At 68.8% G+C, this 20,082-nt stretch carries 20 protein-coding genes; 10 read left to right on the forward strand and 10 right to left on the reverse strand.

The window, feature by feature from the left end; translation table 11 throughout:
* Positions 1–132: 132 nt before the first annotated feature.
* Positions 133–1,023, forward strand: coding sequence for an EamA family transporter (locus J7E97_RS25530; protein WP_215031640.1), 891 nt, complete (start codon positions 133–135; stop codon positions 1,021–1,023).
* A gap of 125 nt (positions 1,024–1,148) precedes the next feature.
* On the opposite strand, the gene J7E97_RS25535 is transcribed toward J7E97_RS25530, so the two are convergent.
* The 4 genes from J7E97_RS25535 to J7E97_RS25550 form a co-directional block, all read right to left on the reverse strand.
* Positions 1,149–1,946, reverse strand: coding sequence for a serine protease (locus J7E97_RS25535; RefSeq protein ID WP_215031643.1), 798 nt, complete (start codon positions 1,944–1,946; stop codon positions 1,149–1,151).
* On the reverse strand, positions 1,943–3,232 hold the full coding sequence (locus tag J7E97_RS25540; protein ID WP_308346797.1) for an alpha/beta hydrolase-fold protein: 1,290 nt from the start codon (positions 3,230–3,232) through the stop codon (positions 1,943–1,945). Before J7E97_RS25540 ends, J7E97_RS25535 begins: the two co-directional genes overlap by 4 nt.
* Before the next feature lie 228 nt (positions 3,233–3,460).
* Positions 3,461–4,579, reverse strand: a complete 1,119-nt coding sequence (locus tag J7E97_RS25545) for an esterase family protein (protein ID WP_215031664.1) — start codon at positions 4,577–4,579, stop codon at positions 3,461–3,463.
* Positions 4,580–4,879: 300 nt separating this feature from the next.
* Entirely contained in the window at positions 4,880–5,317 is a 438-nt protein-coding gene (locus tag J7E97_RS25550) for a MarR family winged helix-turn-helix transcriptional regulator (RefSeq protein ID WP_215031645.1), read from the reverse strand.
* A gap of 77 nt (positions 5,318–5,394) precedes the next feature.
* Here J7E97_RS25550 and J7E97_RS25555 point away from each other — a divergent pair, with 77 nt between their 5' ends.
* Entirely contained in the window at positions 5,395–6,441 is a 1,047-nt protein-coding gene (locus tag J7E97_RS25555) for an SMP-30/gluconolactonase/LRE family protein (protein WP_215031647.1), read from the forward strand.
* 512 nt (positions 6,442–6,953) lie between these two features.
* Here J7E97_RS25555 and J7E97_RS25560 read toward each other — a convergent pair.
* Positions 6,954–10,550 (reverse strand): Z1 domain-containing protein, encoded by a 3,597-nt coding sequence (locus tag J7E97_RS25560; RefSeq protein ID WP_308346798.1) that lies wholly within the window; start codon positions 10,548–10,550, stop codon positions 6,954–6,956.
* Positions 10,551–10,717: 167 nt separating this feature from the next.
* Between J7E97_RS25560 and J7E97_RS25565 the strand changes: the two genes are divergently transcribed.
* On the forward strand, positions 10,718–10,906 hold the full coding sequence (locus J7E97_RS25565; protein WP_215031649.1) for a hypothetical protein: 189 nt from the start codon (positions 10,718–10,720) through the stop codon (positions 10,904–10,906).
* Between the two features lie 545 nt (positions 10,907–11,451).
* Here the strand turns inward: J7E97_RS25565 and J7E97_RS25570 are convergent.
* The 4 genes from J7E97_RS25570 to J7E97_RS25585 all read right to left on the reverse strand — a co-directional run bounded on the left by J7E97_RS25570 (position 11,452) and on the right by J7E97_RS25585 (position 14,181).
* Positions 11,452–11,919 carry a hypothetical protein gene (locus J7E97_RS25570; RefSeq protein ID WP_215031651.1) on the reverse strand — a complete coding sequence of 156 codons (468 nt, stop codon included), beginning with the start codon at positions 11,917–11,919 and terminating at the stop codon, positions 11,452–11,454.
* Complete coding sequence (locus J7E97_RS25575; protein ID WP_251055126.1) at positions 11,916–12,506, reverse strand: winged helix-turn-helix domain-containing protein; 591 nt, start codon at positions 12,504–12,506, stop codon at positions 11,916–11,918. Before J7E97_RS25575 ends, J7E97_RS25570 begins: the two co-directional genes overlap by 4 nt.
* A gap of 236 nt (positions 12,507–12,742) precedes the next feature.
* Positions 12,743–13,216 carry a hypothetical protein gene (locus J7E97_RS25580; RefSeq protein ID WP_215031653.1) on the reverse strand — a complete coding sequence of 158 codons (474 nt, stop codon included), beginning with the start codon at positions 13,214–13,216 and terminating at the stop codon, positions 12,743–12,745.
* The gene (locus J7E97_RS25585) at positions 13,213–14,181 is read right to left on the reverse strand and encodes a restriction endonuclease fold toxin-2 domain-containing protein (protein WP_308346799.1); all 969 of its coding nucleotides are present in this window, start codon (positions 14,179–14,181) and stop codon (positions 13,213–13,215) included. Before J7E97_RS25585 ends, J7E97_RS25580 begins: the two co-directional genes overlap by 4 nt.
* A gap of 532 nt (positions 14,182–14,713) precedes the next feature.
* On the opposite strand from J7E97_RS25585, the gene xerC reads away from it, so the two are divergent.
* The 6 genes from xerC (at position 14,714) to J7E97_RS25610 (ending at position 18,135) form a co-directional block, all read left to right on the forward strand.
* Entirely contained in the window at positions 14,714–15,403 is a 690-nt protein-coding gene (gene xerC, locus J7E97_RS36230) for a tyrosine-type recombinase/integrase (RefSeq protein ID WP_308346800.1), read from the forward strand.
* Positions 15,361–15,636 carry a tyrosine-type recombinase/integrase gene (locus J7E97_RS36235; protein ID WP_251055127.1) on the forward strand — a complete coding sequence of 92 codons (276 nt, stop codon included), beginning with the start codon at positions 15,361–15,363 and terminating at the stop codon, positions 15,634–15,636. Before xerC ends, J7E97_RS36235 begins: the two co-directional genes overlap by 43 nt.
* 268 nt (positions 15,637–15,904) lie before the next feature.
* Positions 15,905–16,174, forward strand: a complete 270-nt coding sequence (locus J7E97_RS25595) for a type II toxin-antitoxin system Phd/YefM family antitoxin (protein WP_019434848.1) — start codon at positions 15,905–15,907, stop codon at positions 16,172–16,174.
* Positions 16,167–16,430, forward strand: a complete 264-nt coding sequence (locus tag J7E97_RS25600) for a type II toxin-antitoxin system RelE/ParE family toxin (RefSeq protein WP_215031655.1) — start codon at positions 16,167–16,169, stop codon at positions 16,428–16,430. The genes J7E97_RS25595 and J7E97_RS25600 overlap by 8 nt, the downstream gene beginning before the upstream one ends.
* Positions 16,431–16,537: 107 nt before the next feature.
* Positions 16,538–17,557 carry a hypothetical protein gene (locus J7E97_RS25605; RefSeq protein WP_251055128.1) on the forward strand — a complete coding sequence of 340 codons (1,020 nt, stop codon included), beginning with the start codon at positions 16,538–16,540 and terminating at the stop codon, positions 17,555–17,557.
* Entirely contained in the window at positions 17,554–18,135 is a 582-nt protein-coding gene (locus tag J7E97_RS25610) for a Uma2 family endonuclease (RefSeq protein WP_215031658.1), read from the forward strand. The genes J7E97_RS25605 and J7E97_RS25610 overlap by 4 nt, the downstream gene beginning before the upstream one ends.
* 112 nt (positions 18,136–18,247) lie before the next feature.
* On the opposite strand, the gene ychF is transcribed toward J7E97_RS25610, so the two are convergent.
* Positions 18,248–19,336 carry a redox-regulated ATPase YchF gene (gene ychF / locus J7E97_RS25615; protein ID WP_215031661.1) on the reverse strand — a complete coding sequence of 363 codons (1,089 nt, stop codon included), beginning with the start codon at positions 19,334–19,336 and terminating at the stop codon, positions 18,248–18,250.
* A 133-nt stretch (positions 19,337–19,469) separates the two neighbouring features.
* On the opposite strand from ychF, the gene J7E97_RS25620 reads away from it, so the two are divergent.
* Positions 19,470–19,940, forward strand: a complete 471-nt coding sequence (locus J7E97_RS25620; RefSeq protein WP_374224236.1) for a DUF6542 domain-containing protein — start codon at positions 19,470–19,472, stop codon at positions 19,938–19,940.
* The last annotated feature ends 142 nt before the right edge of the window (positions 19,941–20,082 follow it).

Raw genomic sequence — 20,082 nt, forward strand, 5'->3', positions numbered from 1 at the left:
GCCGTCGTGGGCCGTCGCGAGCCGTCGTGGGCCGTCGCGAGCCGTCGCCGCGGTCAGAGCCATCGCCGCGGTCGCGGGCCCGTGCCCGAGGCGCCCGATGGGTGCAGTGGCCAACGACATAGGATTCTGGCCATGCCCACCTCAACGGCCCGCGTCTGGACCGCCCTCGGCCTCGTCTACGTCGTCTGGGGCTCGACCTACCTCGGCATCCGGATCGTCGTCGAGACCATGCCCCCGTTCCTCTCCGCCGGGGCGCGCTTCCTCGCCGCCGGCGCGCTGCTCGCGGCGATCGTCGCCTGGCGCCACGGCCCCGCCGCCCTCAAGGCCACCCGCGCCCAGGTGGGCTCCGCCGTCCTCGTCGGCCTGCTCCTGGTCCTCGGCGGCAACGGACTCGTCGTCCTGGCCGAGACCTCGATCCCCTCCGGTCTCGCCGCCCTCCTGGTCGCCGCCGTGCCCATGTGGCTGGTCTTCCTGCGGGCCGGCACCGGCGACCGCCCGTCGCCGCGCACCCTGGCGGGCGTGCTGCTGGGCCTCGGCGGACTCGCGGTCCTGTGCAGCCCGGGGATCGGCGGCGAGATCGCGATCGGCGGGGTGCTCATGGTCCTCGCGGGCTCGGTCCTCTGGTCGCTCGGCTCGTTCTCGGCGTCGAAGCTCACCCTGCCGGCCGACCCCTTCACCGGCAGCGCCTACCAGATGCTGGCGGGCGGGGCCGGAGGCATCGTCGTCGGCCTGTGCCGCGGCGAGCAGCACGGCCTGGATCCCGGGTCCTACTCCACCGCGTCCTGGCTGGCCCTCGGCTACCTCGTGCTCTTCGGCTCGCTCGTCGCCTTCACCGCGTACGTGTGGCTCCTGCGGGCGGCTCCGCTCTCGCTGGTGGCCACGTACGCGTACGTGAATCCGGTCGTGGCCGTCACCCTCGGCTGGCTCATCCTCGACGAGGCCCTGACCTGGCCGATCGTGCTCGGCGGCGCGATCGTCGTGGCCGCCGTGAGCGTGATCGTCAGCACGGAGCGGCGTACCTGACCCGACCGGCCGGGCCTGCCGCGGCCTTTCGGCGGCGGCCCGTCGGCGGCGGCCGGCCGGCGGCGGCCCCTCGGTAGCGGGCCTCGGTAGCGGGCCCTTGACGGCGGCCCCTCGGCGGGCTCGCGTCAGCCGTTCGCCGCACGTTCGTACAGTGCCTTCGCGCGGCCGTCGAACAGGGCCGCCGTCGAATCCACGTCCGTGTCCCCGCCGCTCAGCACCCCGATCAGCTGCCCGGGCAGCCCCGGGCCGCCCCGGTCGGCGATCCACGGGCTGCCGCTGGTCCCGGTCCAGAACCCGGAGCAGTTGATGTACAGCATGGCGGGGTCGTCCTCGTCGTGGCGGCTCTGCGTCGTGCAGGCGACGGGCTTGTTCTCGGGGTTGTGCTGCGATTCCGGGTACCCGACGACGGTCACCTCCCGGTCGTAGCCGGAGGTCCAGGCGGGCTTCGGGGTCTCGTCGCGCCCGACGACCTCCTGGAGGCTCCGCCCGTCCTCGTCCGGGTCGACGGTGAGGAAGGCGAAGTCGGCGGTCTCCTCGCCCCACTTCGTCCAGCGCTCGTCGACCTGGACGGAGCGCACCTTCCACGCCCCGAGGGGCTGCTTGCCCGAGCCCTCCCCCGAGAAAGCGGGGACGAAGGCGAGCTCGCCGATGGCCAGCCCGTCGTGCGCGACCTCGCCCGGCTGCCCGTTCTCGCCGGCGGGGGCCACGCAGTGCGCGGCGGTGGCGACCACGTTGCCCCGCGGGCTGTCGACGACGCTGGCCGTGCACCAGTGCTCGCCGTTGGCCATGAGCACCCCGACGGTGGGGAACGCGAGCGCGTGCCGGTCCTCGTAGCCCCCGGAGCTCTTGACGAAGGCCATCGCGAGCACCGCGGCGACCCCGGCCGCGGCTGCGGAGGCGACTGACTTGACCCCCGGGCTCATCGCCCGGCGGCGTCTTCCGCGCTGCCGTCCCGGTCCGCCTCCGGCATCGGCTTCCGCGACGGGTGTGACGTCGGGTGCGGCCTCGGGGCGGGGGCCGAGCGGCGCGTCGAGCCGGAAGCCGGCCCGGGCGAACCGAGCGTTGGACCGGGCGTCGATCCGGGGGCGGAGCTCCGGGTCGAGCGCGGCGTCGAAGGCTGCGGCGGGCGGGGGGTCGGCGTGGGCGCCGACATCACCTTGCTGATCCACTCCAAGGAGCCCTCCCTCATGCCGCGTACGTACGACTTTCCGTTGTGCTCACCATCCTGGATCACCTGCAGCCGGGTGTGCACGGGGCCCTTCCCGTACTCCCGCATGAACTTCTCGGCCTTCTCCCGGCCGCTCTCCCTGGTCCCGATCTGGAAGTTCAGGTAGACGTCCGGACCGCCCGCCCCGATCAGCCGCGCGGCCAGCTTCTCGGGGTTGTTCTCGTCCATGGCCTGCGTGTCCCCCTTCCACAGCGGGGAATCGGGGACGATGTCCGGGCCGCTCGCGATGGCCGCCTTGAAGCGGTCGGGGTACTTAAGGACGTGCTTGAGGGCTCCGAAGCCGCCCGAGGAGGAGCCCATGAAGGCCCACCCGTCGCGGGAGGTGAAGGTGCGGAAATTGGCCTTCGTGAAATCCGGGACGTCATCGGCCATCCAGGTGCCCATCTTGGGCTGGCCGGGGATGTCCGAGCCGTCGAAGTGGTGCTTGGTGTCGGCGTTGATCACCGGCATGACGAGGATGAAGGGCAGGCTCCTACCGGCCTTCGCACCGTCGCTGACGGCCTGCTGGAGGCCGAGCCCGGGGCCGGTGCCCCAGTAGTTCTTGGGGTAGCCGCGGCCGCCGGGGAGCGAGATCAGGACCGGGAAGGCGCTCTCGGCGTAGGCCGGGTCGTCGTACTCCTTCGGCACCCACACCCAGACGTCACCGGTGAATCCGGACTTCTTCCCGGTCAGCGTCGTCTGGGCGATCTGCGTGCCGTCCGGCAGCCGGGAGGTGCGTACGAAGGCGGCCCTCGGCCCCGTCGGCATGCTCACGCCGGGCCGGGCGGGGGCGGAGGCGGTGGTGGAGGCCGCCGTACGGGACGTCCCGAAGTCGACGGGATCGCCCATGTCCGAGAAGAGCCCGAACTGGTAAGCGGCCGCCCCGCCGACGAGGAGGGTGAGGCCGAGCCCGCCGCTGATCAGGATCCGCCGCTTGCGGCGGTCGGGGCCGCGGCGGTCCTCGGTCGTGGCGCCGCCGTCACCCTGCTGGTCTTGGTGCACGGATTGCTTCCGTTCCTGCTCCGGCGCCCCCGCAGGGACACGGGTCGGACCGATCGGTCCCCTTGCGTTCATCAGTCTCCTGGCGATTTCCCTTCGGCTGAAATCGAGGGGAGATCACTTGGTTTCGTCCCGGAGCCGCCGGGCCGGGCCTGAAGCCCCACGGCTCGGGCGGCCACTCCCCCGGGCGGGTGCGTCCGATGGCGACGCGGCCGGCCAGGGGTGTCCCGGTCAGCCGGCTTCGGGCTTCGGGCCCTTCAGCACCTTGCTGATCCACTCCAGCGAGCCTTCCTTCATGCCGCGCACGTAGTGCCAGCCGTTGTGCTCGCCGTTCTGGATGTCGCGGATGGTGATCTTGACCGGGCCCTTGCCGTACTTCTCCTGGAACTGCGTCATCCGCGACTTGCCGCTCTCCTTGGTCCCGACCTGGAAGTTGATGTAGACCTCGGGCCCGTTGGCGTCGATCAGCTGCTGCGCGAGCTTCTCCGGGTTGTTCGCGTCCATCTCCGCCTGGTGGCCCTTCCAGAACGGGGAGTCGGGAACGGTCTCGCCGCCGCTGGCGATCACGGCCTTGAACTTGTCCGGGTGCTGGAGGACCTGCTTCATGCCGACGAAGGCGCCTGAGGACGAGCCCATGAAGGCCCAGCCGTCGCGTGACTTGTACGTACGGAAGTTGGCGCGGGTGAAGTCCGGGACGTCCTCGGCGATCCAGGTGCCCATCTTGGGCCGGTCGGGGATGTCGGAGCCGTCGTAGTAGTACTTCGCGTCCGGGTTCAGCACCGGCATGATCACGATGAACGGCAGGCTCGTACCGGCCTGGACGCCTTCGGCGATGGCCTTCTGGAGGCCGAGGCTGCGGTCGGACCAGTAGTTGGCCGGGTAGCCGTTGCCGCCGGGGAGCGCGATGAGGACCGGGAAGCCGCTCTTGGCGTACTTGGGGTCCTCGTACTCCTTCGGCGTCCACACCCAGACGTCGCCCTCGAAGCCCGACTTGGCGCCCGCGAGGCGGGTCTTGGCGATGACGGTGCCGTCGTCGAGCTTGGTGGTCTGCTTGAAGGCCGCCGCCGGGCCCGTCGCGAGCTGTACGTCGGGGTCCCCGCTCGGCTTGGGCGCGCTCTTCGGGGCCTCGCCGGGGATCTTCCTCCCGGTGTCCGTGCCGACGGCGGGCGGGGTCTTGCCGAAGCTCACCGTGGAGCCGTTGCCGGAGAACCAGTCCCGCTTCCACGCGGCGAAGCCGCCGCCGCCGAGCAGGAGCGCGACGGCCACGGCCGCGCTGATCCATATCGCGCGGCGGGAGCGCTGGCGGCGGGGGCGCTGCGGGGGGTCGGGGGGACCGAGGGGCCCGGGTATGGAGGGTTCGTACCGCTCGTAGGCCTCGTACTCCTGCTTCGACGGGCTCGCCTGGCTCGTCCGGCTCGTCCGGCTCGACGGGCTCGCCTGGCTCGACTGGTACGGCTGGTCGTCGGGCCGCGGACGCTGCGGGTCCTGGTGCACGAACTTCGCTCCGAACGGTCATGACTGCCCCCCAGTGGGACAGAACGGACTGGGGCTCCCCCTAGTCCTGATGTGTGAATCCCCCGAGGAGTTCCAAAACAGCGCAAAGACATGCGCGGAACCTCTGCCCTGCCTCCGCAACCTCCCCTCCCCGAATCACCTCAGGTCGTCGAGCACCCGCGCACACCGCCCCAGCAACCCGATCAACTGCTCCCGCTCCTGCGCGGTGAACGCGGCGGCGAGCCTGCGCTCGACCGACACGGCCGCCGCGTCGGCCATCTCCATCGCCGAGCGCCCCTCGTCGGTGAGCCGGGTCTCCAGGACGTTGCGGTGCAGCTCGTGCGGGGTCCGCTCGATGAGGCCGCGCTCCTGGAGGTTCTTCAGCACCGTGTTCATGGTCGGCGGAGTCACTCCGCAGAGGCGCGCGAGCGCGGCGGCGGAGATCCCGGGCTTCTCCGAGAGCCAGAGCAGCGCGGCGTACTGCGGAACCGTTACTGCGGCCGGCTTCACCGCCGCGTTCTTGGCCCCGAGGAGCGCCTGCTCGGCGCGTTTCACGTGGGAGCCGATGCGCTCCTCGACGGGCATGGAAGTCATTGCGGCATCATAAAGCCCTTGCATGGATTAGAGCTCTAATCTAGCTTCGTGTTCACACGCCGAGAAGAGGACGTCCGATGTCGACGAAGCTCCTGCCCGCCTCCCTGCTCGCCCTGGCCGTTGCCCTCGCCCTCGGCGCGGCCCCGGCCGCCCAGGCCACCCAACCCTCGAACGGCCGGACGTCCCGGGACGCAGCCTCCGACGAACGGGCCTCGCCTGCGCGGGCAGCGGCCGTCCGGATCTCCACGGCCTTCGACCTGCCCTCCGCGAAGGCCTTCCCCGAGGGCATAGCCGCCGATCCCCGCACCGGCATGGTCTACGTCGGCTCGTACACGGACGGCACCGTCTACCGGGCCCGCTCCGGCGCCCGCACGGCGGAGGTGTTCCTGCCCTCCGGCACCGACGGCCGCCACACCGCGAACGGCCTGCGCGTCGACGCGCACGGCAGGCTGTGGGTCACCGACTCCACTTCGGGCGTCTCGGTCTACGACACCCGCTCGGGGTCCCGCCTCGCCCACTTCGAGATCCCCGGCAACGACCCCCGCTTCCTCAACGACCTGGCGATCACCCCGGACGGCACCGCGTACCTGACCGACAGCGTCCGCGCGGTGGTCTACCGGGTGACCCCGGCCCAGCTCGCCGCCGGCTCCGGCCCGCTGCTGCCCGCTTACGACCTGAGCACGCGGCTGACCCCCGCGCCGGCGGGCAGCTTCAACCTCAACGGCATCGCCGCCGACCCGGCCGGGCGCTACCTGCTCACCGTCGACATGACGGCGGGAGACCTCTACCGCATCGACCCCCGTTCGGGGGCGGTCTCCCGCGTGGCCCTCTCCGGCGGCGACCTGAAGACGGCCGACGGCCTCGACCTGGCCCCCGGCGGCGTCCTGCGCGCGGCGCAGAACACGCGGAACACCCTGAGCCGCTGGCAGCTCTCCGCGGACGGCACCCGGGCCCGCCAGGTCCGCACGGTCACGGACCCCTCGCTACAGATCCCGACCACGCTGGTCCAGATCCCGGGCGGCCGCACCCTGGTGGTGCGCTCCCAGTTCGACAAGGACGGCGGCCCCATGCCGTCCACAGGCACCCCGACGCCCTTCACGATCGCCTCGATCCGCGGCCTCTAAGACGCGGACGCGGGCGGGGTGGATACGCACCCGGCACCCGGGCCCGGGGCCGGATACCACCCCGCTCGCGCCGCCAGCCCCCTAGACGGACCAGAACCGCGAGCCCCGACGCCCGCACCACCCACCGGGTCGTCCACACCCGACAGCATCGGTCGGCGCCCACGGGCCGAGGGCGCCGCCTGACCAATAGCGATGACGAAGGGGTCGGAGTCCGACCCCTTCTGACCTGCTTGTCTGCCACGTCAGCGACGTGGTGTTATTCATCCGCTCAGACGTTGAAGCGGAATGCCTGAGCCCCGACCCTGACCTGCGACGGAGCCCCGTGTGTGGCCCTGACCAGCCATTTCCCCGTTGGAGTGCGTTGGGTCCCGACAGCCGCTTACGGGTGTCCTGCGGACCATCTGCGGACAGCTCGCCCCGCGGCTCGATCGAGCGCGGGTCTCATTCCGCCATTGCCGGAGCCAGACCTCGTCCTTCTCTGAGGTATGGGTGGGATACTGCCTCGCTACACGTCATACGCCGCCGGCCCGGAACCGGATGGCCGGCCCGGATCCGTCGCTGTCCTTCCTGTTGGGAGTCAACAGTGCGAAGCCGATGGAGACGCGGGCGATGTCCACCGGCTGCTGGAGCGCCTGTTCCGGTTCGATGACGGGATAGAGCAACGCCACCCCGCGCTCGCCGTCATTCAGTAGCTCCCGCGCCACCCGGCGGTGGCCGGGATCGCTGATCGCGCCGAAGGTGCCTGGGCGCCGACGAGCACGCCGGAACAGTGAGATCTCAGGTGTCCCGGGGAGGGCTACCTTCAGCGCGTTCTCCGAGGCGAGCTGCGGTGCCACGATCAGCCACCCGGCCAGGGGCGCCGGGCCAGTGCCGAGACTCCACAGATAAGCGAGGTGCGGTGCGAAGACCTTCGGATGGTCCCACTCCAGACCGCCCAATACGTCGAGCAGCTGTGCGTTCGTGACGATCGCGGTGAGCGCCGAGAACGAGGCGGCCCTCGTCCCGTCATCGGCGGGCAACGAGAGCTGCTCCAGCGGTCCGCCCAGAGCCGACAGCACCGGCCGCCACCGTTCCGTGTTCCGTCTGATTGTGACGCCATCGACAGGAAGTGCACTCGGCTCGATCCACCTGCCGGGCGAGCGGATCTCCACGGGCCGGGCATTCATCATTTTGCTTGCGCTCGTGGGCTTCAGCTCTGGGAGGTACTGGGCCACCAGCGGCCTGATCTGCGACGGCGTGATCGCCGGGCCGCCGTCCACCGGCTTCGCGTAGTCGGCGAGCTGCGCCCGGAAAGCATCTTCGTCGCGGCAGGCGGCCTCGAACGCCTCGTACAGGTCGATGCCCTTGTCGCTGCCCGCGCCAATCCCGATGTACAGCCGCACCAGGTCCCTGTAGCCATGGCGGAACCCGAACCACCGGCCCATCTGCATGAGAGAGTCGGCCTGGTTGGTGCTGCGCCGGTAGTACGTGACGGTCAGACCTTCGACGGTGAAGCCGCGGGAGAGCTTGGCACCTCCTACGAGAATCTTCCACACCGGACGGCGGTCGAAGTCCACGGTCCCGCTCTCGATGTCCCGGTCGCCGTTGACCACGACGACGGGACCTCCTCCCCCTTCGATGCGGGTGCGCGCCGCGCGGAGGTACGGCACCAGGTCACCGAAGTCCGCCGGCCTCACGAACCCGGCGTGGTGGTGGGCCGAGACGCGAGCGAAGTCGGACTCGAACAGAGCCTGGAGCCGTCCGAGCCCGCACTCACCCTCATGCTGGTCCGCGTGCCAGAGCTGGGCGAGCCGGTGGGCGCTCTCACGGTGGTCGGCCATCCGTACGGACTCGTGGACGAGCATCGTGTGGTGGCGGTAGCCGATACCGCTCGGGTCGTGCGCCTCACGGTAGAGCTTGACTGCCGCCGACAGGAGAAAGGCGTCCAGTGCCTGCCGCAGGTACACGTCGTCGTCGCCCCCGGTCTCCCCCATGGGCCGGACGTGTGCGAGCTCCCGCGAGTCGGCGACCGTCCGCTTGTGCACCGGAACGGGGGAGTCGAAGTCGTGGAACTCGCGCGCCCCCATGTAGCCGGAAGGCCGGGGCAGGGCGATCACGAAGTCCTTGGGAAACAAGTCCTCCTGATCGGTCGGGTTGATCAGGACATTCGCGAACGGGGTGGCGGTGTAGGCGACGTATTGGGCGCGTGGGAGCAGCCCCAGCAGTTCGGAGATGAGGCCGTTGATCGCCGTGCGGTCGGCACGCTCCCGTCCGCTCCCAGGGTGTGCCGTGTTCACCGATCCGTGGTCCGACTCATCGTCCACGATGAGGACGGGAATCTCATCAAGCTGTCGCCCCAACCGCCGGAGGTCGTTGACGACCCGCGCAAGCACCGCCTTGTTCTTCTTCACCACCATGAGCCGCGCCGAGCTGCGGTGCAGGTTGTGGGGGTGGTGGAACGGCAGGGCGGGATCGGCCTTCTCGAATTCGAGCGCGGTGATGCCCTGGCGCAGCGCCTGGTAGTCGTCGTTCCGGGTGGTGAGACGGATGACATCGAACGCGCCGAGGCGCGAAGGGAGTTCTCCGTGCGAGAGGAATCCGCCCTCCTGCCACGCCGGGTCGTCGGCGTACTCGGAGTACTCCTCGGGAGCGCCGCGCAGAATGTTTTCCTTGCCCACCAGCTCCATGTCGAGACGCCGTTGCATCTGGGCGCGCAGCAGGTTGAGGGTGCCGCTGAGCACGATCACCAGCCGGTAGCCGCGGTCCACCGCCTTGGCGATCACGCCGGTGATGTTGGCGGTCTTTCCGGACTGGACATACCCCATGACCAGGCCTTTGGTCTGATAGGCGGCCGCGTCGGTGGGGTCGGCGAGCCGCTCGACCACTCGGTCGGCGGCCTCGTCGATGCCGGTCACGGAATCGGCCGACCAGCCCTTGAGGTCCCGCAGGCACCGCTCGTACGCGGGCCAGTACCAGCCGTTGGCTAGGTGCGCCGGGGTTACCCACGGCCGGGGCGGTTCGCCGATGACGACGGGGCCCGCGGCGAAGGAGATCGGGATCAGCTCGGTCAGGATCCGGCGGGTACCGGGCTCCAGGGCGAGGGCTTCGTACAACGCGATCCGTCGCTCGGCGGTTCGGGGCGAGCTGTCCGTCCACTGCGGGCCCGGCTCGTGATCCCACCGATTGATGTTCCGTCGCCAGGAGTCGGCCAACGGGCCCGCGGCGCCGCCGGTGGCCAGCTGGCCACGCAGCACGTGCTGTGAGGTATCGGGCCGGGCCGGCAGGTCGGCGGACACGTACTCGAGCGCTCGGACAAAAGGCCGAGGACCGGAACCGACCATGATGTTGAAGGCCAGCTCATGCAGCTCGGCCATTGCCCCACCCGGCGGTCCGGCATCCGGATCGCCCAGCGGAACGAGGGCATCCAGCACATCGCGGCGGCGCTGTTCGAGTTCCAGCAGGTCATAGGTCGCGACCCGGCGATCCCGCGTACCCGGCAGGGAATCCGTGCGCGACATGCTGGGTACGGAGTCCGCACCCAGCAAGAAGGTGCGCCAGGAGGCGAGAACTCTGGGGCGCACGCGGACCGGCATGTCGTGGGCGCCGGATGCATGCTGTGCCGCGTAGCGGTCCAGCTCGGTCAGGAAGGCGTCCCCACAGTCCTCCAGCGACCCCGTGGAAATATGCAGTTGAGTGCGCAGCCGACGGATCTCCGCGCGGGCCACGCTCAGGCCGGCCTCTGCTTCCTCCCTTCTGAGGTCTGCGTCCTTGGCCTGTTCGGCCGTGCGGCGGACCTGGGCGCTCAGCGTCCTCATCCGATGCTGTGGGCCCTTACGCCCCTCCTCGGCGGCGCCATGGAGGCGCCGCAGCTGTGCGGTCTCGTCCGCGGAGAGCTTGTCTCCGGCAAGTCCGATGAGCCCCTCGATGAACTGCGCAGGCGGAAAACTCTTGCACCCGAGGTACCTGCTGAGGGTCGTGTAGTTCCACGACAGCTTGCGGGCGACGGCCCTGAGCGAGAGGCCCAGTGTGGCGAACGCCGCGCGCATGGCCTCTACGAGGTCCCGTTCGGCGGCGGACAGATCGGCACGAGGCTCGTCGAGTATGCCGTCCGCCCGGTTGTCTGACAGCACCACCCATTCCTACCTGCTGCCTCTGACACCCGGGGCTGTTGCGCGGAATCCTGCAACACCCCGGCTGTTGCAGCCGGCTCGGCAACAAGTTGCCCCGTGCGCAACATCTTTCGAGTACCGGAACGTCGTCACCGGAACTGCCCGACCTCACCACCAGGACGACGAAGATGCACAAGTCCAAGGCGCTCAAGAAGAACCTGAAGACGACCCCGAAGTGGACGGCCCGCATCCGACGGCTGCGTCAGCTCGCCCGCCGCGCCTGGTCCGCTCTCATCAGGCACATGCTCCGCGGCGCGGCTTCGACACTGGGCTCCACGCTCATGGCGTGGCTCATCTGGTGGGCGATGAACCGGTGAAGCACGAGGCGATCCCCTTCGCGCCGATCGTCGTCGTCGGCGAGCCGGCTCCCGACCGCACTGACTGAAGCCGGAACCACACGTCGCCGCAGCACGAGGAAGGGGTCGGGCCCACCAAAGCCCGGCCCCTTCCTCTGCGCGTTCGGCGAGTTGCACGTCGAAGCGGAATGGATCCGGGCGAGCATCTTGCGGTCGTACAGCCTGGAAATGCATGGCATCGGCACGGGCCCGTCGATGAGACTGGGCGGGTGAGCCACCGCTATCCGTGTCCCTGCTGCGGGCACCTCGTACTGGACGAGATGCCCGGGTCGTACGACGAGGGCGAGGAAGTCGACACACCTGAACGCTGACCACAACGCCCCGACCTGCTCCTACGCGCCCTCGTCGCCTTCCGAGGCTCACTCCGACATCCGGCGCCCTTCGAGATCAGCCTCGACCTGGACAAGCTCGATCCACCCCGAAGCCCCTGCCCGTCAGCCGCGAGCCCGAGCGGGAAAACAAGGTCAGCCTTCACGCCCCACGAAGACCGGGCAGGCGATCGAAGCTCAGTAACGCGGCATGTTCGGAATCGCCTTCTCCGCGAGCTCGATGAGCGCCTCCACCTTCGCCAGGTCGCCCGCAACCTCCTCCGGCGTCACGGCGGGGGCCTCCGACGACCGGTACTCGACTTCGTTGCGCCGGGCTCGCATTCGATTGAAAGGACGCAGTATGGACCCGAGCGGCGGATCGAGCTGCGCTCGCAGGGCCTCGTAGATCACGGTATGGCCACCACGGCTGGTGGCGCGCAGTCCCTGGTTCTGCAATACCGCGGCCAGCGCTCGGCGTGCGGCGTCATATGCCAGCGTGTACGCGCCCTCCGGGTCCGTGGCCAACAACCGCCTCGCGGAGCCGACATGCGTACGCGCCCGGACCAGTTCCGCTTCGGCGGCTCGCTGGGAAGCGGGTACGCGTTCGAGCCGGCCACTGCCGATGAGCGCATCGACCGTCGTTCGCCCTTGACTCCAACGCGTCATTGCGCCTCCAGGTCAAGGTTCAACTGGACCAGCGGACGTTCCCGAACGCTGGTGAGGAACGGATCATCTGTGCGGGCCTCCCACGCCTCGGCGGAAACCCGATGGACATTGACCTCGCGGCGCAACCGTGTGGACGCCTCCTCAGCAAGGTCAAAGAGCGCGTCAACATCGGGATCACCCACAACGACGACATCGACATCAGCGGGCGGCGGCCCCGGCTCGCCGTTGTACCGAGCGGCCCAAGAGCCGTAGATGTATGCCTGCTGCACACCTTCGAGTCCCGCGAGTGCGTCGGTGAGCAACGGCAAGGGGCCAAAGGAGACGGACATGAGATCGCTCAGCGGAGCGTACAGCGGGGTATCCGTACGAGCCTTGACGAGGCGACTGCGTCCCATTCGCCGATCGGCCAGGATGCCACCGCTGGTCAACCGGTCTACCTCGCGCAGGACGGCTGTGGGCGTCACCCCGACTTCACTGGCGAGCTCAGTGATGCTGTACTCGCGCTCCGGGTGCAGCAGTACGAGGGCGAGGAGCTCGCCCTGCATGCGGGATCGGAGGATGGGGAGCAGACTGGGCGACAGTTTCATTGGGCGCAGGATATCAAGCGTCCAATGAAAGTAACAATCAGCAGTCAGTCGCTCACTAGAGCTGCATGGACACTTCCCTCCAGCTACGCGCGAGGTCAGCACCAAGTCAGCAAGGGAATGGCGAAGGGTCGGGGCTCACCAGAGCCCGACCCCTTCCGACCTGCACGTTTGACGAACCTAACTAACGCACAGTATGCACGCGATCACACATTGAAGCGGAATGTCTGCGGACTGGCCTACGGGGTATCCACGGAGTCGAGGTGCCTGCGAAGCTCCGCCGTGAGCTCATCGTCGCCCCCCTCGGCCGGCAGTGGCCACGGGTCCTGCTCCCCATTTGCCATGGCGAGGCTGCTGGCGAACCAGACGAGGTCCGGTGCGGGCACGAAAGAGTCCCGGAGCCACCGCCCGAAGACAGCAGCTTCACCGGCGGTCACGTTGGTCAGGGTGATGTAGGCATAGTCAGGCTTTGGCATCGCCGCTGTCCCGTCGATCCATACGTCCGGCGCCAGCTCGACCTCGAAGTCGAGGACAGGAGCGCTGTGGATCCCTGAGATTCGGTACTCCACGGTCGGCCCGGGGAACGCCTCCCGAAGGGCTCTCTCTAGCGCTTCGACGGTTGTGCGCCAGGCTCCACCGTCGCCCTGGGGCGGGTAGAAGGCGAAATTGGTGCGGATGTTCCGTTCAGTGGCCACGGTCTTCCTCTGTCTCACGGCACGTATCGCGTCGAGCCCGGCGTACCCGACATCGCCATCATGGACTGCCAGTAGGCGGCGTTGTCCTTGCCGTTCGTGACGATTTCCAGTCCACGGATCTCGCTGTTCGCGGGGTTCGCCATAGCGTCTTTGTAGCGGACGAGCTCCTTCTCGTCACCGGCATACATGGAGTCGATGACAGGATCCCAAGCGATCTTTCCTTGGGAATCCACCTTGACCGGTTTCACCAGCGTCTCTTCCAGGCGGTCAAGGGACCGGAAGCTCTTCTTCTTGCAATCAGGGTCCCGCACGTGCTTCGCCTCGACGAGGTATCCGTCGTCAGGCCGTATGCCGTCCACCATGAGGCCACGGTTCTTCCCGGCGAGTGGCACTTCCCGCTCCGGGTACCCGGAAACGCGTAGCTGGTAGGCGTTGTCCGGGTCGTTCGCTCCACCGCCACCGGCGAAGCCACCAGGGGGGAGCGAGTTCATCCATGTGCGGAACTGCTGCTGCTCAGAGGCCGTGAGCAGTCGCGTGGTACCAGGAACCGGGGCAATGGGATCGACGAACGGGATGCCAGGGTCAACAGAGTTGACCATCGGCAGGAGGGCAGGGGTGCCTGTGTAGGACGCGAGCACCATCGGCATGGGTATGGGCACGCGGATGAGCGGAGGCAGGAATGGCACTCCTGGCAGTCCGGGAGCCGCAGGGCCATGTGCATCGGGGAGGGTGACTCGCGCTGCGGAAGAGTCGAGCGCGTGAGCGACCTCCCCCGGGTCGTGTATCCAGGAATCGGTGAGCACGGCATCGTGCAGTCCGCCGTCGTAGCCATTGGCTCCGAACATCGGTGTATCCCAGGGCATGTCCACTTCGAACAAGTCGCCCTTGTGGTCCTGGATCTTCGCCTTGGCGGCCTCCACGTGATCGGCGTATCGATGGCACGCCTTGGCGAGTTGTGTGCAGGCAGCAACCAGGTTGGTCACCAAAGGCTCGTCCTGTTGCGCCTTTGCCGGAGGGCAGGTGAGACCGACGCAGTGCTTGAAGTACGTCTGGAAGGCGCCGGCTCTCCTCAGCCATGAATTCACGGGCATTGCGCATCAGGCCACGGCTCGTGGCCCCGAGGATGTAGGAGCTGAACCCCATCTTGTCCAGCGTCGTGGACGCCGACGGTACGTAGACCTTGGCGAACGCGCGGCCCGCGTCGTCGTCGCCGGCCATCCCATGCTGCCGCCCCAGCTCATGACCCAATGCGACGGCGGTGTCCCGCGCCCCACGCATCGACTCGATCAGTCCCATGGAACCGCGGATCATGCCCTCCGCGATGAACTCCAAGTCAGGTGTAAGCCCGCTCGCCCTGTCCCCCTCCCCATGGCAGACGTGAACGATCAAACTAGTGCACGACAGCCGCACTGCCTGCGCCAGATTGCGCCTACTGTTCGAACGGTTACGGGGGGCGCCTCGACACCACAGCCTCTGGCCCGTGACCCGCGCCTTGCGGAGGGCCTACTTCCACCCGTGTGGCGGGCCAGCCAGCCACACCGGCCGTCGACGGCCAAGGCCGTAGCCCAGCACCTGCGTTGCTACGCCTACCCCGTATGGGAGAAGCGGGCACTCGGCGCGATCAAGCCCGGTGACGTGCAGAGCTGGATCACCAGCCGGACGACCACCCACAAGCTCGCCGCGAGCACCTCCCGCACGGTCTTCAACACGGTCAACGCGGTCTTCCGGGCAGCGGTCCGCGACCGCATGATTCCGCACAACCCCTGCACCGACGCGAAGCTGCCCTCAGTGCCCCGGAAGAGCATCGTGCCCTTGGCGGTCGAGCAGGTCCGCACGCTGGCTGACGAGATTCCGGCCCGCTACAAGGGCCTGGTCCTGCTGGGTGCCGCCACGGGGCTCCGTCCGGGCAAACTCTTCGGCCTCCAACGCCGACACCTCGATGTACGAATGGCGACCGTCTCCGTCAAGCAGCAGATCCAGCAGACGGCGAAGCACGGCGTGTACGTCGGGCCGCCGAAGACCACCCGCTCACATCGCACGGTTCCGCTGCCGCGCATGGCGGTCGACGCAGTGGAGGCCCATCTGCGAGAGTTCACCGCCGCTGGGCCCGAAAGCTGGATCTTCACGGCACCGCAAGGTGGCCCGTGGTCTACACGCACTTCATGGATGGGTCCTGGCGGCCCGCCTGCGCGAAGGCCGGCATAGCGAAGGGCACCGGACCCCACTCCCTCCGGCACCACTACGCCAGCTTGCTGATCAAGCACGGCGAGTCGGCGAAGACCGTCTCCGAGCGCCTCGGCCACACCAACGCGGCGATGACGCTGAACATCTACACCCACCTGTGGCCCGACTCCGTGGAGCGGACCCGGGCGGCCGTCGACAAGGCGTACGCGGACCGCCCCGCGGGCGGCGAGATGGCGGTCGACGAAGCGGCCTAGCCGCTTCCCCACGGGCCCGACTCATCGAGCACGCTGCGGACTCTGTGCGGACATCAAAGGCCGCCCAACCCGCTCCGCCGCAGGTCAGACGGCCTTTCGCCGAACGTATTAGACGTTGAAGCGGAACGTTCAGTACAACGCTCCGACCTGCAGAAACGCGGTTCTGGACGTGGTTATCCAGCACCCATCCGGCACGGTGCGAGTCCATCCAGCACATCAAGCACGGAATGAGTGGTGTACACATGGCACACTCGGTACGCTTGGGCGCATGACGCAGCCGCTGCCCATAGAGTCCATCCGCGACGTGCGCGCCCACCTGGCGGAAGTCGTGGAGCGTGCGGACCGCGACGACGTGCCCACGGTCATCACGCGCCGGGGGAAGGAAGTCGCCGCCGTCGTCTCCATCGAGGTGCTGCGCAAGTACCAGGAGTGGGAAGAGCGCGAGATCAACCGGATCATCGACGAGCGCATGGCCAATCCGGCGCCCGGCATCCCGATCGAGGACATCATGAGGGAGACGCTGGCGCGCGGTGAGTGAGTACCGGACCGTCTTCCGGCCCGAGGCGCAGGCCGAGCTCCGGAAGATCCCTCGCGACATGGCGCTGCGCATTCTTGCCAAGCTGACCGAGCTGGAGAGCGATCCCCTCGGCTTCAACACCACCGCACTCGTGTCCCAGCCCGAACGCCGTCGCCTACGAGTGGGCGACTATCGCGTCGTCTACACGATCGACAACGGCGAGCTGGTGGTCTGGGTGGTTCACGTCGGACACCGCTCCCCCGTTGACGACACCTGATCCCGCGCCAGGAACGCGGGTAGCCCGTCGGAATCCGCAGGAGGCGGCGGCATCACTGTCCGGGCTGGTCGCGCCGGACTGTCAGTGGCGGCTGCTTCCATGACGCCATGAGCACTGTGTACGAGACCGCCGCCCTTCTCCCCGACCCGTCCCAACTCCATGCCCATCTGCGCGCACTGGCCGTCCTGGACGCCACGATCGGGGACGATCCGCGGTTCTCCCAGTACACGTTCGACACCACCTGGAGCCCCGGCGTGGAGGCGGCCCTGATGGAGAACGGTTCGGGGGACGACTTCTCCGTCCTCTTCACCCCGGCCGGCGTGCTCATACGCGGCTTCGACCACGAGTCGGCGATGAGCCCGTACGGGACGGACGACGAGCAGGTCTGGCCTGGTGTCATCGACGACGTCCCCGCCACACTGCGCCCGATGCTGGACGAGCCCGCCTTCCGTGATGAAGGGATCGACACGCCTCGGGTCACCGCATGCCTGTGGTGGGAGACCGGCGACACCGCCTGGCGCACCGGCTCGGCCATCCCCTTCCCCGCCGGCAGCGAGGACCCGGACGGCTCAGGCTTCCTCTTCCACCTCCTCACCGACCGCTCCCCCGAGGCCGTCCAGGCCCACTTCGAGGACTACTACGAGCGACCCGTCCCCCTCGATGCCATCCGCCACGTCCTCGCCGGACGCCCCCTCACCCCAGCGATCGCCCGGGCCCTCAACCCGGCCGTCCTCTCGGACAGCGCACTGCTCCAGAGAATCGCGGCACATCCCGAGGTCGCCTCGTACCTGTCCTGCGACGGCGAGTTCGACTTGGCCCGCACCGACCCGATCGAGTCGATCGCCCTGCCCAACAGTCTCCCGGTGGAGCCCGTCGCCGGCTCCGACGCGGGCGGCACCCACTACCTCTGCGGCCCGGCCGTCCCCGACGGCACCCGCCCCGTCCCGGCCGTCGTCGAGAAGACGAGAGCTGCCACGGAAATGACCACCGTGGATCTGGACCGATGCGTCGCTCATGGCCGGATGCTAGGTGGGGACCGGTTATGGCGTGGCAGGTTGCCGAAAATCCTCCGGCCGGGATCGTTGGCTCGCCAGCTTGAACTGCGGGCCGCTACGGTGAAGCCATGACCGCACTGCCCGACTGGATGCGCCCGCCGCGCGCGGAAGGCTGGTTCGCGGAGGACCTGGACCGCCTCCCCGAGGCACCACGCCACACCGAGCTCATCGACGGAGCCCTCATCTTCATGATGTCGCCACAGCGGTCCTGGCACGGCCGCCTCGTCACCGCCCTGACCACCACGCTCATGGCGCAGGCGCCGACCGGCTTCGAGGTCGAGCGGGAGATGACGATCCGCCTCGATGCCCGCAACCGCCCGGAGCCGGACCTCTTGCTGACCGACTTGCCCTACGACCCGGACCGCACGTGGTACGCCCCGGAGGCCGTGAAACTCGTCGTGGAGGCTGTGTCACCCGAGTCCGCCCATCGCGATCGCACAGTAAAGCTCCGCAAGTACGCGGAGGCCGGCATCCCTCACTACTGGTGCATCGAGGACGAGGGCGGCTCACCCGTCGTCCACGTCTACGAACTCGACGAACCCACCGGCGCATACGCGCCAGCCGGGATCTTCCGAGGCACCCTCCAGCGCCCGGTGCCCTTCGGGATCAGCCTCGATCTCGACAAGCTCACACCGCCACGAAGCAGCTGACAAGTCAGCACCAAGTCAGCACGGGAATACGGAAGGGGCCGGACTCGACAGAGTCCGACCCCTTCTGACATGCACGCTTGACGCAGTTATCTCACATGCAGTAATGAGGCGACTACACGTTGAAGCGGAACTCCACCACGTCGCCGTCCTGCATGACGTAGTCCTTGCCTTCCATGCGGGCCTTGCCCTTGGCGCGGGCTTCGGCGACCGAGCCGCATTCGACCAGGTCCGCGAAGGAGATGACCTCGGCCTTGATGAAGCCGCGCTGGAAGTCGGTGTGGATCACGCCGGCGGCCTCGGGGGCGGTGGCGCCCTTCTTGATGGTCCAGGCGCGGGTTTCCTTCGGGCCTGCCGTCAGGTAGGTCTGCAGGCCCAGCGTGGTGAAGCCGACGCGGCCGAGCGTGGCCATGCCGGGCTCCTCCTGGCCGACCGACTGGAGGAGTTCGAGGGCCTCGTCGTCCTCGAGTTCGATGAGCTCGGCCTCCAGCTTGGCGTTCAGGAAGATCGCTTCGGCCGGGGCCACCAGTGCGCTCTGCTCCGCCTTGAAGGCGTCGTCCGTCAGCTCGTCCTCGTCCACGTTGAAGACGTAGAGGAACGGCTTGACCGTGAGGAGGTGCAGCTCGTGGAGGAGGTCGCCCTGCTCCGTGCCCTTCGTGATGCCGACCGAGAAGAGGGTCGTGCCCTCTTCCAGGATCTTCTGGGCCTTCTCGACGGCCGCGAGGACCGCGGCCTTCTCCTTCTGGAGACGGGCTTCCTTCGTCAGGCGCGGAACGGCCTTCTCGATGGACTGCAGGTCCGCGAGGATCAGCTCGGTGTTGATGGTCTCGATGTCGTCCTTCGGCGAGACCTTGCCGTCGACGTGGACGACGTTCTCGTCCGCGAAGGCGCGGATGACCTGGCAGATCGCGTCCGACTCGCGGATGTTCGCGAGGAACTTGTTGCCGAGGCCCTCGCCCTCCGACGCACCGCGCACGATGCCGGCGATGTCGACGAAGTCGACCGTAGCGGGGAGGATCTTCTGCGAACCGAAGATGCCGGCCAGGACGGCGAGGCGCGCGTCCGGAACGCCGACGACGCCGACGTTCGGCTCGATCGTGGCGAACGGGTAGTTGGCCGCCAGCACGTCGTTCTTGGTCAGGGCGTTGAACAGGGTCGACTTGCCGACATTCGGCAGGCCGACGATTCCGATCGTGAGCGACACGTTGGCGACTTCCCGTAGCTGGAGGGGGCGGCGGCCCGGAGTGGGCCATCGGACAGTTTACTTTCCGATGAGGGGGCCCTGATGTACGCGTGTCCGGGCACGCGATCGGGGGTCCCCCGCCTAGCTTTGAGGGGTGGAGCGATACAAGGCGCGTACGGTACGTCACCCGGCGGAGCGGGCCGCGGCCCCCGGGCGGGCGGCGGCGGTACGACGCCTGCCGCGGCCGCGGCTGACCGGGCTCGGCGGCGGACTGTTCGCGTGCGCCGCGATGCTGCTGGTCGGCGGCTTCGACTGGCTGCTGTTCGACGCCTCGCTGCTCGTCTACGGGCTGCTCTTCCTGCCCGTCGCGGCCGCCACCGCCCTGTGGGTGCGGCCGGCCGATCTGATCACCGCGCCGATCAGCGTCCCGATCGCCTTCGCCGCCGGAGTGTGGCCCGTGTCGGGCGGCTCCGGCGGCTTCGCCGGGGAGGTGATGGGGCTGGTGTCCGCCCTGTCCCTGCACGCCGGCTGGCTGTACGCGGGCACGCTCGTCGCCGCGCTGATCGTGGTCGTACGCAAGGCCGTGCTGATCGGGCGCAGGCGAGCGCCGCGGCGCATCGCCTAGCCGGCACCTGGCCCGTGCCTAGCCGACGCCTGGCCGACGCCTGGCCAGCACCTGGCCGGCACCTGGCCGGCGCCCGGCAGACCCTGGCTGACCAGCTCACCGCCGCCCCGCCACCCCCGCAGCTAGTGCTGCTCCGCGGAAG

Origin of the sequence: Streptomyces sp. ISL-66, from assembly GCF_018614135.1 — a bacterium.
Classification (GTDB): Bacteria; Actinomycetota; Actinomycetes; order Streptomycetales; family Streptomycetaceae; genus Streptomyces.